This window comes from Mucilaginibacter sp. OAE612 (assembly GCF_041806395.1).
Classification (GTDB): Bacteria; Bacteroidota; Bacteroidia; order Sphingobacteriales; family Sphingobacteriaceae; genus Mucilaginibacter; species Mucilaginibacter rubeus.
In genome coordinates this window covers 6623544-6639693 of the sequence record NZ_JBGMUW010000001.1, presented here as the reverse complement: position 1 = coordinate 6639693, position 16150 = coordinate 6623544, and the positions used below count along the sequence as shown (strand labels likewise).

Genomic DNA, 16150 nt, shown 5'->3' with positions numbered 1-16150 from the left:
AAATATTTAGAAGAGGTTTTTAAGAAGATCTCCAGCAACTACAATATCAGGCAAGCTAAAAAACTACCCCTCCCTCCCCGGAAAACTTTCACTGCCCCGCATATAGCTGCCCAAACGTTTCAGCAGGTAGGTTGCTTTTATCAGCAATGTTTTATCGGTAACAAACTCGCTGATATCATCTGCTTTGTTCATCAACTCCTGCTTGTACACGTCCTTAAAATCGAAATAATTGAGTGCAAACTTCCATTTGCCGGTTAAAAACGAAAAAACTTCGGTGTCGTTTTCGAGCAATTGCGAATAATTAATTACCAGGTAATCATCGGGCTGCAGCTTTTTAAGCATTTTCAATATTGCTTCATTGTAATTGATCCATACTTTTAAATAGCTTTCGGCATGGTCATGGTAAAAAGCCTTCAACCTGCGCGGCCGTCTGAAATGAGTCCATACCTGGCGCTGAATATATTTACGGGCCATATACTTTTGGTCAACGGATACAAAATCACGCCTGAGTAATGAACTAACTACCGATTGATAATTACGCAGCACTACCAGGTACCGCGCACCGGGCAACAGCTTGGCATAAGTATCCAAAAAAAGACAGGTGCGCGGGTCTTTCCAGGCCCATTGGTTATAAAGCTGCTGTTTAATGCCAATTACTGCTTTCATCTTTTCAAGTTGATAAAGCGGCACTTCAATATCCCGGGTATCGGTTAGCCCCGATACTTCCAAACTGTTACGATCAAGGATCTCTTCATGCAGCTTCAAAAACTCCAGATCTTCAAAGTGGCCATCAACATTGCCTGTACCGCTGCCGCATAAGCGCTCGCCAATTTGCAGGCCGCAGCGGCTTAACCAGTTGGTTATAAGCGATGTACCCGAACGGTGCATCCCCGCAATAATTAACGTTTGCCGGGGCGTGAATTTAACTGTTGTATTGATCATACCTTGGTTAATAACGGCCGGCCGGCTGTAGCTGCTTAATTTGCACCTGCTGATAGTTATCAAGAATAAAACCTGCCAACATTTCGGTTGCCTCGGTCTGCCTGGTAATATGGGTGTTGATATACAAATCAGGCGACGACGGGATTTGGAAAGGGTCATTAATACCGCTTAGGTTAGTTACCTTGTCCGGATGGCCTTCGGGCAATAACGCGCGCTTGTAAAGTCCTTTGGTATCCCTTTGCAACAGTGTTTTTACGGGACAATCGATATGGATCAGCTTTACATCAGGATAAGTAGCCATCAGCTCGCGGCGAATCACATCGTATGGGTTTATAGCGCTGATGATGGTTACAACGCCATGCCCGGATAATTTACCGGCTATAAAACCAAGCCTGCGGATATTTTCAAAACGGTCTTCCTTAGTGTAACCCAGGTTAGGGAACAGCTTTTGACGGTATACATCAGCATCAATAATTTCAACAGGGATATCGGTATCAGATAACCTCATTTTAACATGTTGAGCAAGGGTGGTTTTACCTGATCCGGATAACCCGCAAAGCAGAATAATCATAAAGTGGTGTGTTAAGCGTTAATAATAATTGTTGTGTAAACCATTATTGAAAGCTTAACGCAAATATTTCGGACGAAATTGTTGTTAACACTTACTGTGTCGATACATGGCAACATTGTATCGATGAACAGCAAAATGATGTAGACGGAGAGAAAACTTCAGCAATTAATTATGGTTACTGCTTCTGCATGCACCAGGTTGTCATACAGCGCAGGTTTTGCACGTTGGTGGTTTTTATAGGTTCATAAAGCTGTGCGCCCAGCTCGCGGGTATATTCAAGCAGGATCTCTTCATTTACCAAAAACCGTTCGGAGCCGTCGGGCAGCAGGTAGCGGTAATTACCCAAAGGCTGTACCAATGTTTCAATGCCGATATCAGATGCAAGCCTTGCAAAGAAATAACCTCCTGGTTTCAGTACGCGCCATAGTGAGCGTACCATATTGTCAAAATGTTCGGCATCATTAGCAAAATGCAGCACGGCACTGCAAATTACCAGGTCAAACTGCCCGTCATCAAAAGGCAGGCCCTCAACAGGAGCAAGCTTAAAATTATCGGGCGAATGATCAGGGCACAGATCGGCAGATAGCCGTTTGGCCAGTTCAACAGCATGCTCACTTTGATCAATGCCATAAACCTTGAAGCCGTTTTGCAAAAAATAAGTTATGTTTCGCCCGTTGCCGCAGCCTGCGTCAAGTATAGTGCGGCAATCGTCAAAACGTCCTTTTAATAACTGGTCGAATAAATAGATATCGATATTGCCGTATAATTTCCGGAGGTTATTGCTGTTCATGGCCAGTCCTGTTTTACACCCGAAATTACTGTTTTATTGGATGCCATGGAGAAAACTTATTAACTTTAAGTATGGCTACCGATATGTATATTTTTTTTCAGTTTATGAAAAGCACCTTGTTGCCGCTGCCGGGTGTTACCCATAAAATGCACTTTGAGCATCCTGCATTTTATGTTAACGATAAGATCTTCGCCAACATACATGAAAAGGATGAGCAACTGGCTATTTACACCACCGAGCGCGAAAAATGGATGGCGCTTGACCCGCATACCTTTTTCATCACGCCGCATTATCAAAATTACAAATACATGCTGGTGCGCCTCGAAACCGTATCACCCGGCGATCTGAAGCACCTGTTAATAACAGCGTACCTTGCAAGGGCCACCAAAAAGCTGATCAGGGAATATGAAGAGATGATAAAGAGTGGCTGAGCCGATTATCAACAAACAGGCTTATCCTCCTTAGGGCCTTACGCCGTTCAGCGCTTCCCGGTTAAGATAAACATAAATCAAAACCCCTACTACCAAAACCGCCAGCACTACAAGCCCAATCTTCCCTTTTTTCTTATCCTGGCGCATAAGCCAAACCATCGCTGCTATTAGCGGAATCACAAAAACAATGTAAAAAATATATCCTGATGCGTTCATATCGTTATTCTGGGATCATAGTTCATGGATCATAGCAAATAGCTATTAACTATGATCCATGAACTATGATCTATTATCTAAAAAGCCATCCTCGCCATCGGGGCAACGTCCTGTCCTACAAATTCGCCTTTAAGGAATTTATGATAGCCTGCTATAGCAATCATGGCGGCATTATCAGTACAGTATTCCATTTTAGGGATAAAGCTGTTCCACCCGTTTTGTTCGGCCATAGCCTGTAGTCCTAACCTTAAGCCTGTATTGGCCGATACGCCACCCGCCAAAGCTATATCTTTAATGCCGTATGCCTGCGCTGCTTTTTGCAGTTTGTTAAGCAAGATGGTAGCGATCCGTTTTTCTACAGATGCGCAAATATCAGCCATGTTCTGGCTAACAAAATCAGGGTTTTGAGCTACGTTATCGCGGATAAAATACAGAATGGAAGTTTTCAGCCCACTAAAGCTAAAATCATACCCCGGGATCTGCGGCTCCGGGAACTTATAAGCATCAGGGTTTCCCTGTCGTGCATATTTATCAATGAGCGGTCCGCCGGGATATGGCAGGCCTAAAATTTTACTGGTTTTATCCATAGCTTCGCCGGCGGCATCGTCAAGGGTTTGCCCTATGATCTCCATATCAAAATAATCCTTCACCAGCACAATTTGCGTATGGCCGCCAGATACGGTAAGGCAAAGGAAAGGGAACGAGGGATTTTTATCGCCGATAAAGTGGGCCAGGATATGGGCCTGCATGTGGTTAATATCAATAAGCGGGATGCCTTTTGCCAGTGCGAAAGCTTTGGCAAATGATACGCCCACTAAAAGAGAACCTAAAAGTCCGGGACCACGTGTAAAAGCTACCGCATCAATATCATTTTTGCTTACTTTTGCGTTTATTAATGCCTGCTGAACAGCCGGAACAATATTTTGCTGATGAACCCTTGAGGCTAACTCCGGGACCACGCCTCCATAGGCCTCGTGTATGGTTTGATTGGCAATAACATTGCTCATGATCACACCATCAACACAAACCGAAGCTGAGGTTTCATCACATGATGATTCGATTCCTAAAATTACGGGCACGTGTTTATTAATTATTGATTTACTGATTTAGTAATTTAGTGATTTATTAATGAGAAGCAAACCAATCCCTCTTACTAATTGTATAGGGATAGAGGAAAATTCACCAACTCATTATTTCGCTAACTCACTAATTAAAGGTGCAAAGTTATTAAAAAAGTACTCAAAATATTCCTGGGCCTGGTATTGTTCATTTTATTGACATTGAGCATACTTTTGCTCACATTTCAGTTTAAGCCGGTACAAACCTGGGCTGCCAAAAAAGCAGCAGCTTACCTTGCCGGCGAATTGAAAACCAAAGTTGGGATTAAAAGCCTTTACCTCAGGCCATTTCGCTCGGTGGTAATTGAGGGGCTTTATATTTTGGATAAGAAACAGGATACTTTACTAAGCACACCCCGATTAGCTGTTGATGTTGAGGGTTTTTATCTTTTCAGAAGTATTAAACGCCGTACCATCAACTTTTCCAATATCGAACTGGATAATGGCTCCTTCTATCTCAAAAAACAAAAAGACAGTACTACCAACCTGCAATTTGTTATAGATTATTTTAATTCGGCGGATACCACCAAAAAAATCCAAAACAAACCCTGGACGCTAAATTTTGGCACCATCGCTATTAATAACTTTCATTTCAGGTACAAGAACAGCCTGCGCGATACGGTAATTGCCGGGGTTAACTTTAACGACCTGGATGTGCAGCATTTCAGCACGCTGATACAGGGTATGGATTTAAAGAACCACCTGTTTAAAGCTAATATAAAAAGCTTAAGCCTGCATGAAAAAAGCGGCTTTACGGTAAAACACTTCGCATCGGACGCTACAATAGATACCAATCAGATTTTACTAAGGCACCTGGCCATTCAAACACCCCGATCAGACCTAAAGGATTATTTCCGGATGAAGTTTAAATCGTTTGATGATTTTGACGATTTTGAAAATAAGGTACACATGGATGCCAGCTTTAAATCGTCACGCATTTCGTCATCGGATATCGCCTACTTTACCAGTTCATTAAAAAAAGTGAGTTTTGATTTGGGTATTGACGGGCAAGCCAAAGGTTATGTGAACAACCTCAAAGCCAAAAAAGTGACCATTACCGGCGGGCAGGCCACTTTTGTTAAAGGCGATTTTAACCTGCACAACCTTACCGATTGGGATAATGCATTCCTTGAGCTAAAATTTGACCAGGTTGCCTCCAACAAAAAAGACCTTGATTACCTGATCAGCCATTTTTCGGGGACGCCTACAGAAAAGGCTCCGGCCATACTTTCCAAATTCGGCAACTTTAATTTTACCGGCAGGTTTACCGGCTCGCAGAATGATTTTGTTGCCTATGGTGTTTTTAAAACTGCACTCGGTCGTTTTGATTCAGACATCAACCTTAAAATTGATAAAAATGACCGCCCAAGCTACAGCGGCAGGGTTAACGCCTATGCCTTTGACCTGGGCACCCTGCTTGATCAAAGCGATTTGGGCAGGGCCACCTTTACTTCAAACATACAGGGCAGCGGCGACGCGCTGAAAAGCCTTACTGAAAAAGTGGATGCAAAAATCGCATCCGTCACCTATAATAACTACACCTATAACAGGCTTACACTTAACGGCAGTTTTATAAACAGGCTGGCCAACGCTCATATTACCATAAACGACAGGAACATAAAGCTTGACCTTAAAGGCAAGGTTAACCTTAATCCCGCTTTGCCAACTTATGATTTAACTGCCGATATCAGGGACGCTAACCTGAACAAGCTTGGTTTTACCAAAGATACTTTAACTGTAAGCACGCTGCTTAAAACCCAGTTTAAAGGCGATGACCTGGCCAATTTGCAGGGGAACATCCTGTTTTCCCCGGCAAGGGTGGTCAATCCGCGGAATAATTATGCGGTTGACTCGCTTTACCTATCAGCAGAAGGAATAGGCAATAACCGCACCATCGCTTTAAAATCTGACTTTGCCGATGGCAGCATCAAGGGCAAATATGACCTTGCAACCCTGCCTTCGTATTTTAAAACCATCGTTAAAAAGTATATCCCTTCCATAAAAACAACTATAGTGCCGCCTAAGCCGGAGGAGTTTGATTTTAACCTGAACCTTAAAAACCTCGATCCGCTTACAGCCATCTTCCTGCCCGATCTGAAAATTCCCGACCAGGGAACTTTCGTTGGTCAATTTAATTCGGAAAAGAAAACAGCTACGTTATCGGGCTATATCAAAACGCTTAAATACGGCAAAACAGTTTTCCATGATTTTATTATTGACGAAAACACTACCGATAGCTTGCTGGGCCTCAACGTATCCCTGAGGCGGGTTGACCTAACTGACAGCCTTTTCATCAAGGATATCAACATTACCAACTTCCTGAAAAACGACAGCCTTAACTTTAACGTTAAGCTCTCCGACAAAAACGCCGTTAACCAGCTGGACCTCTACGGTCTGGTTGAATTTGGCCGCGATACTACGGCCAAACTGAAACTGCTGCCATCAGACGTGATACTGGAAAAAGAGAAATGGAAGATCCAGGAGCAGGTGCGCATCCGTTTACTGGATGGCAAAACACAGGTATCGGGCTTTGAGCTTTCAAACGGGCCGCAAAAAGTATTTATCGATGGTTTTATATCTGATAATCCCGCCGATCAGTTAAAGCTCTCGTTCCAGAAGTTTAACATGCGTACGTTTAACCAGCTCACGCGCACTTCGGGGGTAAACTTAAAGGGCTACCTGGATGGCGACGTTAAACTGACCTCGGTGCTCAAATCTCCGGGCATCGATTCGCATTTAACCATTGATTCACTTACCATGAACAAAACGCTGATAGGTAACGTGAAACTGGCCACCACACTTGGCAACGACCGTAAACAAGCCGATGTTAATATGAATATCATTAACCGCGGGCTGGAAACCATGAACATTGGCGGCACCTACTCGTTTGGTAAAGAGACTGATGATAACCTTGATTTTGATATCAAGATGAACCAAACCGAAGCTATTATATTTGAGCCTTTTGTTAAAGACCTCGTTTCGGATATAAAAGGCCATGTTTCAACCGACCTGAAGCTTACCGGCAAGCCATCAAACCCCCAGCTTAATGGCACCGTTACCCTTGTTAATACCGGCCTTACCGTTAATTATTTAAAAACAGCTTATACGGTTAATAATAAGCTGGATGTCAATAACAGCATTATCAGCATTAAGGATATGGTTTTGAAAGACATTCACAAAGGTACCGGAACCGCCAATGGTACCGTAAACCTCAATAACCTATCCAACCCGGATATTAATGTAAGCCTTAAAGCCGATAACCTGATGGCCCTGAATACCACGTTTAAAGATAACCACCTTTATTATGGTACGGCTTATGGCACAGGCACATTTAACTTCAACGGACCGGTTGATAACATGAAGATTGATATTACAGCCAGCACCAATGCAGGTACCGTTTTCAATATACCGCTCAACACCTCGTCAACCGCTAACGATTATGATTTCATTAAATTTGTAAGCCATAGTGACACCGCCAAAGTTGTTGCCAAAGAGCGTGCTTTCAACGGTGTTACCCTAAACTTTGATTTAAGCGCCGATGAAAAAACTATTGTAAAAATAGCTACCGATTACGGCCAACTGGAAGGCAGCGGCGTAGCCCGTAATTTAAAGCTGAATATCAACAGCCTGGGCGATTTTGAGATGTACGGTGACTTTTTGATATCGTCGGGCAAGTTTGAGTTTACGGCCAAAAACTTTATCAGTAAAAACTTTACAGTAAGCCAGGGTGGTACCATCAGGTGGACAGGTAACCCCTCAAATGCCGAGATCAACCTTAAAGCCTTGTATGAGGTGCGTACCAGTAAGGCGCCGCTGTACACTGCCGCGGGTTTACAAACCCCTACCTCGGGGCAGCAAACGCTGGTACAAGCCGAGCTGATCCTGACCAAATCTCTATTACAGCCTAATATTGATTTTGACTTTAACTTCCCTACCGACCCATCTGTTAAGGACGATCTGTCAACTTACCTTGCCGATGCCAATAACCGGAGCCAGCAGGCTATCAGCATTATTGTTCGCCGTAACTTTACATCAAACAGTAATAACTTAACCAACCAGGTGCTGGGCACTGCCGGCGAAGCGGTGAGCGAATTTGCATTTAACAAGCTTAACAGCCTAATATCGCAATCAAACATTAAAAACTTCGACTTAAATATTCGCTCCTTCAACGAGGCAAGTGCTTCGCTGCACTTCTTTGATAGCAGGCTATCATTTAACGGAAGCTTGTTCAGCAATAACGGCTCAAATGATATTTTTAATAACAGCAACAACAACCTGTTTAACCAACGGTTTAACAGCCTCACCAAAGACTTTGAGGCCTTATACAAGATACGCCGCGATGGCAACCTAACGGCAAGATACTCTTACAGGGCGTTAAACAACGTAACATTAAGCAGCCTTACAGACGTGCTGGCGCCGCAGTATGTAAACGGGTTAGGTTTGGTTTACCAGCGTGACTTTGATACCTTCGGTGAGTTTATCCGGAACATATTCAGACAGGGCCGCCGCAAAAATGCGCCGGTTAACCCCGCTCCTATCCCATCATCAATTACCACACCGGCAACCAGGCCCGATGAAGATGAGGATCAGTAGAGCCGAAGGCTTAAAGCTAAAAGCCAAAAGCTTTCCTGCACAAATACATTGAATAGTAAAAGGCTTAAAGCGATCTGCTTTAAGCCTTTTACTATAAATTATTTATTTCGCTTTAGGCTTTCAGCCTTTCGCTTTGATCTTATAACGATCAATGATCACGCATAATGGCATGGTCCATCTTGTCGCGTTTGGTGCGCAGGTAAGCTTCGTTATGAGGGTTTGACGCTATTTCGATAGGCACATTCTCAACAACTTCCAAACCGTAGCCGATAAGGCCTGCCCGTTTCTTAGGGTTATTGCTCATCAAACGCATTTTGGTGATACCGAGGCTGCGTAGGATCTGCGCACCGATACCATAATCGCGCTGATCCATCTTAAAGCCCAGCTTCAGGTTAGCGTCAACAGTATCATAACCGTTTTCCTGCAAATGATAGGCCCTTAATTTATTGATCAGGCCAATACCCCGGCCTTCCTGGTTCATGTAAACAATAGCGCCCTTACCTTCCTTGCTGATCATCTCCATTGCTTTATGCAACTGCGGACCGCAATCGCAACGGCATGAACCAAATATGTCGCCGGTAACGCATGAGCTATGCACGCGGACCAAAATAGGCTCACCAGGCTCCCAGGTTCCTTTTACCAGGGCGAGGTGATTTTCGCCGGTATCAACCTGGGTATAAGCTATCATATCAAAATCGCCCCATTCGGTGGGCATCTTCACAGCTACTTCTCGTCTTACCATCGACTCATGCTCCAGGCGATAAGCAATGAGATCTTTGATAGATACTATTTTAAGATTAAATTCTTTGGCTATCTCCAGCAGGTCGGGCAGGCGGGCCATTTCGCCGTCTTCCTTCATAATTTCGCAAATAACGCCGGCAGGTTCCATACCGGCTAAAACGGCCAGGTCAATCGCAGCCTCGGTATGCCCTGTACGGCGCAGTACACCGCCATCCTTGGCTATCAGCGGGAAAATATGCCCCGGGCGACCAAGGTCTTCGGGTTTAGTAGCCGGGTCGATAAGCGCAAGTGTGGTTTTTGACCTGTCGCTTGCAGAAATACCTGTAGTACAGCCATGACCAAGCAAATCGACAGAAACCGTAAAGTTAGTTTCGTGCGATGTGGTGTTATGGCTTACCATAGGCATTAGGTCAAGCTCGCGCGCCCTTTGCGCTGTAATTGGGGCGCAAACCAGGCCGCGGCCATGGCGTACCATAAAATTAATTGTTTCGGGGGTGGCATTGCGGGCGGCCGTTAAAAAGTCGCCCTCGTTTTCACGATCTTCGTCATCAACTACGATAATTGTTTTACCTGCTTTGATTTCTTCAATCGCTTCCTGTATGGTGTTTAACATTCTATACTTACTTGTTGGGTAGCGCCTAAACGCTTGTTTAATCTAAATCAAATTTAACGCATATTACCATGACTTGGGTCGGCCTTGTGTAAAATGATAATGCTTTTATAATATGGCTTTTATTAAATATACCGTTAATGACCGTGGCGGGTTGCCTTGGGCTTAAACTTTGCTGCCACGCGGTTTACAAAACGTTTATAAATCTCCATATCAAACAGGGCGGAGTCTGTAGCCGCTTTATAAGAAAGGAACAAACCGATAGGCAGCAGCGTGATAATAGAAATCCACATGCCCAGGTACTTGTTAATATCGCCGCCCTTAACCGATTTTTCGCCGATAGTGGTAATGATATAGTAGATGAGGAAAAATACCACCGAAACTACTACCGGCAAACCCAAACCACCTTTGCGGATAATGGAGCCCAGCGGCGCACCGATTAAAAACAATACCAAACAAGCTACCGAAAGGTTATATTTTTTTTGATACTCTACAAAATACCTGCGGATACCTTCCGAATCGCCTTTATACCTGTCGCTCCGGTTTTTGATCACATCCTTTATCGACCTTATTTCGGAAGCCGCACTGTTGAGGCTCATTTGCTGTTCGGATAAGGTAAGGCCCTGAAAAACATCTTTTTTAGGATCAAACTCTTTATATTTTTTAATAACCTTTGATTGCGCAGGTATTGAATAGTATTTAATGTATGGGGTAACCAGTTTATAATTCACCATCACATTGCTATCTACTGAACGCTGCGACGAATCGAGATAATGCCTCAGCTGTTTAATGTTCATCATTTGCGATGCGGACTTAAACTCGCTTTCACTGGTACGGGTAAGCTTAAATGCCGACAGATCAAACTTGGTTTCGGTTTCCTTAAAACGCTCCCGCAGCAGGCGCTGCCTCGTGTTATATGTGGCATTTTCGGAAGCGGTTTCTTCATATGTCACCCCATCCTTTAAACGTAATACCAGGTATTTATCGCCCATGGTGCGGAACATGGTGCCTTCGCGGGCCAGGATCACCGAATTGTTATTATCACCTTTCTCACTTTTTTTATAGATCATGATATCATACAACCGCTGTCCGTCCGGGTCCTTACGCTTTACACGGATTGTGTAGCCGGGAAAACTGGTACTGAACACCCCCTCGGGCAGCAAATCGGCCGATTTTTGTTTCCGGGCATCATACAACAGCGAATAATATTTAAGATTGGCCACCGGCAGCATATAATCAGAAAAAAAGAACGCCGCGATACTAAGTATAGAAATGATCACGATCATTGGGTACATGGCCCGGCGCAACGAAATGCCTGCCGCTTTGATAGCAACAAGCTCGTAATTTTCGCCAAGGGAGCCATAGGTCATGATGGTAGAGAGCAGGATGGATAACGGGAGGGCCATTTGAACATTGGTGGCCGAATTATACATCATGAGCTCCAGGATGGTATACCAGGCAAAGCCTTTGCCAATAAGGTCGTCAATGTATTTAAACAAAAACAACATCAGCAACACAAACATCACGATGAAAAGCGTAACCAAAAAAGGCCTTATAAACGATTTAAGGAGTAAAAGGTGGATCTTCTTCATTAGTGCTATTTGCAATTAACAGGGGCAAAACCAGTTAGCCGCACAGTTAAAACCAATTAACGTGCAAAACCAGTTCAGCGTACAAAATTAGCTAAAATAAAGTTTTATCAGGCGCCCAATACACTTATGAGGTAATCGATAGAGTTATCCCAGATCTGCTTTCGTTCTGTAATGGCATCTTCGGTGGCAAAATCAGTAATGGCCAGGGCTACATCATTGGTAAGCTCATCCTGCATTATTTCCATTTCAAAATAATACTGGGCATCATCATCGAGCCATTTAAAACGTACGGATCTGTTTTCCTTAACTGAACAAAGTTTGGCTTTTTGCGATTCGTCATCCCATGTAAAAGTATAAACATGGTCACGAATATTAACCTCATCGGCAAACCATTGAGACAAGCCATTAGGCTCGCTTAAGAAGCTGAACAGGATACGCGGAGATGACTTAATCTCGTACTCAATGGTAAATTTTTTCTTTTCGGACATTCGGTTTACACTTAAAAAAACAGGAACAAAAGTAAATGTGAAACATTTTTTCTAAAGAAAACGAATTTCTACTATATTTGCAAACCTTTTTAGGGACGGCCACTTGTTTTAACGCAAGGCCACTCTTTTTATTAACCACAAAAAGAGCCATAAAAATAAAAACGGCGGGGTAGCTCAGATGGTTAGAGCGTAGGATTCATAACCCTAAGGTCGGCAGTTCGATCCTGCTCCCCGCTACTTGAAGATGAAGCAGCTACAGTAAAATGTAGCTGCTTTCGTTTTTTTTGGTCATACAGTGTTCATACACACGTGCAGCCATTGCATGAAGTTATTAACGAGTGTCGCAATCCGGGCGGTTATAGTACAAGACAAATAAGACATTGATTTTCTCTGCTTTAATTTTATAATTAAGTATTATATATTTACTAAATATCTAATCGTTTATCGGACCTAAACATTGAGACATCACAATGGCAGAAGCAAAAGGCGAATATTTACAAAAAGAGTTAGCCACAAAAAAAATCTTCTTTTATAAAGACCCTACAGAAAAAGTAGATCAATTATCACGTGAAGTTTATAAAACTAAGGATGAAGAAGTTCATTATCCACGAGGTTTTGAAAAGGACAAACCGAAGTATAGAACTATTAGAAAGTTTATTTATAAAGGTTTCAAAGGTTCAATTCCTGTAGGTGTTATTAAGGCTGCGAATTTTGGGTATGGTTTTACTAAAACACTTAATCCCTTTGCCTTCTACATTAATGACAATTATGAAATCGAAGAAATAATTATTGAAAAAGACGGCAAAGTTGAAATTGACTTAGCAGGCAAAAAACTTTATTTGAGCCAACAAACTTTGGCTACATTAAATACAGTTTTTCGCAACATCTATTCTAAACATAGAAATGAAGTGAATTTCATTTTACAACTGTCATTAAGTGAAATATTTCCTTCCAAAGTCTCCAGGCCCAATAAGACCTATGTGCCAAATGCCTTAGCATCGTCATTGGCAAGTTGGGGCAATTCCATTGAAGAATTCTCCGATAGCGATAAAGAAGCGATTAAAGATTTATTTGATAAATTATCACTAAGCACCGACTTTCTAACTCAAGAATCGCTTGCTAAGACCAAGGAAATTGTAGACAGTAAATACATTCAAAAAACTATCAAAAAATGCGAAGAATTAATTGCACTTAAAACGGATAGTGAAAGTTTAGAAAAGCAGTGGCAAGGCTTCCTACATGAGAATAGTTGGATATTTTCGTCATTATTTGCCCAGCCTGTCGTATTACATCAGCGGGAGGCTTACGTTGGTGGCAAAACTATTGAAAATAAAGACGGAAAGTTCAATGATTTTCTATTAAAGAGTAGCTTAAGTACCAACGTATCCTTTGTTGAGATTAAGACCCATAAAACCAAACTCGTAGAAAATTCTGCTTACCGGGGCACAGATGTTTTTAGCGTTACAAAAGATCTATCAGGATGTGTTGCACAGGTGTTAAACCAAAGAGACAATTTTCAAAAAGAGTACTATACTTTAAAAAGTAAGAGTAAAGGAGAAAAAGCCGTTTTTGAAACTCTCAATTCAAAATGCATGGTTTTAATCGGTTCATTAGGAGATTTGAGCGATGACCAAAAAAGCTCATTTGAATTATTCAGAACTAACAGCAGGGACGTTGAAATTTTAACATTCGATGAGCTACTTACTAAGATTAAAACTTTACAACAAGTAATATCGAATAAATCATAAATAAATTTATGCAGGTTATTTGCATTGAAGATGCAGCTTTTTATGCACTGATTGACAAGTTTGTAGAAAGAATAAAAGAGAAAACTCCTATAAATCAACAAGACAAGTGAATATCAGGAACTGAAGCAATGTTATTGCCGAGGATTAAAAGTAAGACCACCTTGCAGAAATTAAAGGACGAGGGGAAAATCCATTTTACTCAACCCGAAAAGAAAATCGTTTTATATGACCGCCAACCTATAGAAGGCTATCTCGAAGTTTTACCTATGAAACCCTTTAATCATGGAAGAAGATGAGGGTAACGAGCGATTTAAGGAAATGGACGCTGGTAAGCGGCACTACGAGCGCGAGAGTTTCATCAAAGAAATGGGACAAGCCTGGGAAAACCGGAAAGAGAAAAGCGGAGAGTGATAGGCAAATCAATCTATATCAACAACTAACGAAATTGGGGCATTCGCCATCATGTTTAATAGTCTATTAATAAAAAAAATCAAGAGCATTCTTGTGGCATAATTATTATTAAGATAAAATATAAGCATCTTTATTAGGCGTTACAGTATCTTTGCAAAATGTTTTACAGACGAAAAATCATATTAGCGTTGCTTGAGTTGTTTGGGGGAGAATTGGAAAAAATTCGTCTCCAAAAACTATTGTTCCTATTTGCTCAAAAGCAGACAAAGGCCGATTACGAATTTATTCCTTATAAATACGGGTGCTATTCATATTCCGCGAACGCTGATTTGACAACCATGTCGACTAAATCCCTTTTAATAGAAACCGAAAAAAGCTTTATCAAAGCAGATAAGACAAGCTACCTAAAATTGCTTAAACCAGATGACAAAATAAAGTTGCATGCGGTTAAGGCTTCGTACGGAAATATGGGTAGCGAAGAGTTGATGAAGCACACATATAGGAACTTTCCTTACTGGGCGATCAATAGTGTAAAGGCAAACTCAATCTTAAATAAAGATGAGTTATTGATGGTAAATAAACAACGTAACAATAAAGACGAGGTGGTACTATACACCATAGGCTATGAGGGAATTAGTCTTGAAGCGTATTTGAACCGTCTTGTACAGAACGGGGTTCGCTTACTTGTAGATGTGCGAAACAACCCCTTAAGCATGAAATTCGGCTTTAGTAAAAGTCAATTAAAACGATATTGTGAAAGCTTGAATATCGCGTATATTCATATTCCTGAAGTGGGAATTGTTTCTGATCAGAGGCAAGAACTTAATACCCAGTCAGATTATGACGCTTTGTTTAAAAAATACCGCAAAGATACCTTAGCAAAAACTATTAGTTCTCAAGAATACATTATTACACTGCTTGAACAGCATAAAAAAATAGCACTTACATGCTTTGAAGCTAATATATGCCAGTGTCATAGAAAGCATTTAGCGGAAGCTGTAACAGATTTACCCAACTTTAAATACAAACTAATGCACATATAAATGCCACGGCACAAAGTCCTTATCACAGTTACCACTTATCCTCAACCATCACGAAGCCATGATGAACTTGTTTGTACCGCCGGAATACTTGAAAACGGGGATTGGATAAGAATATACCCAGTTCCTTTAAGTTTTTTAATTGATTTAAAGGGAACTGGCCAGGTCAATAATGTAAAATACACATGGATGGAACTTGAGTTACGTCGTAGAACTGATGACTTTCGCCCTGAAAGCCATTCTCCAATAAATTACGATTTCCGTGACTTAGTATTGGCGGAACGGCTCGACACGAAAAGTAATTGGCTTAAACGCAAAGAGTATGTACTCAAAAATGTTTATACGAACATTCCAGCGTTAATTGAAAAGTCCAAGGCACCTACAAATGTATCGCTTGCTACGTTCAAGCCGCAATCAATCATTCGCCTTGAATGGGAAGCGGATTCAAGAGAATGGAAAGATGAATGGAAGGACTTACGCAGGCAAGGAGATTTATTTGCTGGTGGTAAAGATCCAGAAATACTTATTCCGAAATTGCCCCATAAGTTTTTTTATGTGTTTACAGATGACACAGGTAAAGAGCGCCGATTAATGATTGAAGATTGGGAAATCGGCGCTTTATATTGGAATTGTGTCAGAGAAGCAGAAGGCAACGAAGCTGTTGCTTTGCAAAAAGTTAAAGACCAATACGAGCACAACTTTAAAAACAATAAGGATATTTATTTTTTTCTTGGAACCACAAGACAGTGGCACATGAGGAGAGCTAAAAATCCCTTTGTGATTATAGGAGTGTTTTATCCTAAAAAGGAGCTTCAAGGCTCCTTATTCTAACGAATAGTCGTACAGTTGCTCCTCCCTT

General features: G+C 41.8%; 14 protein-coding genes and 1 tRNA gene. 7 read left to right on the top strand and 8 right to left on the bottom strand.

Going from position 1 to position 16150, the window contains the following annotated elements; all coding sequences use genetic code 11:
- Window positions 1-63: 63 nt before the first annotated feature.
- The 3 genes from ABID99_RS27930 to ABID99_RS27920 all read right to left on the bottom strand — a co-directional run bounded on the left by ABID99_RS27930 (window position 64) and on the right by ABID99_RS27920 (window position 2303).
- Window positions 64-942, bottom strand: a complete 879-nt coding sequence (locus ABID99_RS27930; RefSeq protein ID WP_176626745.1) for a sulfotransferase — start codon at window positions 940-942, stop codon at window positions 64-66.
- 7 nt (window positions 943-949) lie between these two features.
- Window positions 950-1513, bottom strand: coding sequence for an adenylyl-sulfate kinase (locus ABID99_RS27925; protein ID WP_176626743.1), 564 nt, complete (start codon window positions 1511-1513; stop codon window positions 950-952).
- A gap of 175 nt (window positions 1514-1688) precedes the next feature.
- A complete protein-coding gene (locus ABID99_RS27920) occupies window positions 1689-2303 on the bottom strand; it encodes a bifunctional 2-polyprenyl-6-hydroxyphenol methylase/3-demethylubiquinol 3-O-methyltransferase UbiG (RefSeq protein WP_090534575.1) in 615 nt (204 codons plus the stop codon).
- A gap of 104 nt (window positions 2304-2407) precedes the next feature.
- Between ABID99_RS27920 and ABID99_RS27915 the strand changes: the two genes are divergently transcribed.
- On the top strand, window positions 2408-2734 hold the full coding sequence (locus ABID99_RS27915; RefSeq protein ID WP_373615798.1) for an MmcQ/YjbR family DNA-binding protein: 327 nt from the start codon (window positions 2408-2410) through the stop codon (window positions 2732-2734).
- A gap of 30 nt (window positions 2735-2764) precedes the next feature.
- Here the strand turns inward: ABID99_RS27915 and ABID99_RS27910 are convergent, their stop codons facing one another.
- Window positions 2765-2950: a hypothetical protein gene (locus tag ABID99_RS27910; protein ID WP_090534570.1), complete on the bottom strand. Its 186-nt coding sequence runs from the start codon at window positions 2948-2950 to the stop codon at window positions 2765-2767.
- Window positions 2951-3027: 77 nt separating this feature from the next.
- Window positions 3028-4029: a tRNA (adenosine(37)-N6)-threonylcarbamoyltransferase complex transferase subunit TsaD gene (gene tsaD / locus ABID99_RS27905; protein WP_373615797.1), complete on the bottom strand. Its 1002-nt coding sequence runs from the start codon at window positions 4027-4029 to the stop codon at window positions 3028-3030.
- 201 nt (window positions 4030-4230) lie between these two features.
- Between tsaD and ABID99_RS27900 the strand changes: the two genes are divergently transcribed.
- Window positions 4231-8661: a translocation/assembly module TamB domain-containing protein gene (locus tag ABID99_RS27900; RefSeq protein ID WP_373615796.1), complete on the top strand. Its 4431-nt coding sequence runs from the start codon at window positions 4231-4233 to the stop codon at window positions 8659-8661.
- 148 nt (window positions 8662-8809) lie between these two features.
- On the opposite strand, the gene ABID99_RS27895 is transcribed toward ABID99_RS27900, so the two are convergent.
- The 3 genes from ABID99_RS27895 to ABID99_RS27885 all read right to left on the bottom strand — a co-directional run bounded on the left by ABID99_RS27895 (window position 8810) and on the right by ABID99_RS27885 (window position 12092).
- On the bottom strand, window positions 8810-10015 hold the full coding sequence (locus ABID99_RS27895; protein ID WP_188834047.1) for a bifunctional 3,4-dihydroxy-2-butanone-4-phosphate synthase/GTP cyclohydrolase II: 1206 nt from the start codon (window positions 10013-10015) through the stop codon (window positions 8810-8812).
- A gap of 134 nt (window positions 10016-10149) precedes the next feature.
- Window positions 10150-11604, bottom strand: coding sequence for an LptF/LptG family permease (locus ABID99_RS27890; protein ID WP_091175945.1), 1455 nt, complete (start codon window positions 11602-11604; stop codon window positions 10150-10152).
- 107 nt (window positions 11605-11711) lie between these two features.
- Window positions 11712-12092: an START-like domain-containing protein gene (locus ABID99_RS27885; protein WP_090534561.1), complete on the bottom strand. Its 381-nt coding sequence runs from the start codon at window positions 12090-12092 to the stop codon at window positions 11712-11714.
- A gap of 163 nt (window positions 12093-12255) precedes the next feature.
- Here ABID99_RS27885 and ABID99_RS27880 point away from each other — a divergent pair.
- The 5 genes from ABID99_RS27880 to ABID99_RS27860 all read left to right on the top strand — a co-directional run bounded on the left by ABID99_RS27880 (window position 12256) and on the right by ABID99_RS27860 (window position 16122).
- A tRNA-Met gene (locus ABID99_RS27880) sits at window positions 12256-12329 on the top strand.
- A gap of 233 nt (window positions 12330-12562) precedes the next feature.
- Complete coding sequence (locus ABID99_RS27875; RefSeq protein WP_373615795.1) at window positions 12563-13840, top strand: Shedu immune nuclease family protein; 1278 nt, start codon at window positions 12563-12565, stop codon at window positions 13838-13840.
- Window positions 13841-14122: 282 nt separating this feature from the next.
- Window positions 14123-14251 carry a hypothetical protein gene (locus ABID99_RS27870; protein WP_373615794.1) on the top strand — a complete coding sequence of 43 codons (129 nt, stop codon included), beginning with the start codon at window positions 14123-14125 and terminating at the stop codon, window positions 14249-14251.
- A 158-nt stretch (window positions 14252-14409) separates the two neighbouring features.
- Complete coding sequence (locus ABID99_RS27865; RefSeq protein WP_373615793.1) at window positions 14410-15294, top strand: DUF488 family protein; 885 nt, start codon at window positions 14410-14412, stop codon at window positions 15292-15294.
- Entirely contained in the window at window positions 15295-16122 is an 828-nt protein-coding gene (locus ABID99_RS27860; RefSeq protein ID WP_373615792.1) for a hypothetical protein, read from the top strand. It abuts the gene before it with no gap.
- The last annotated feature ends 28 nt before the right edge of the window (window positions 16123-16150 follow it).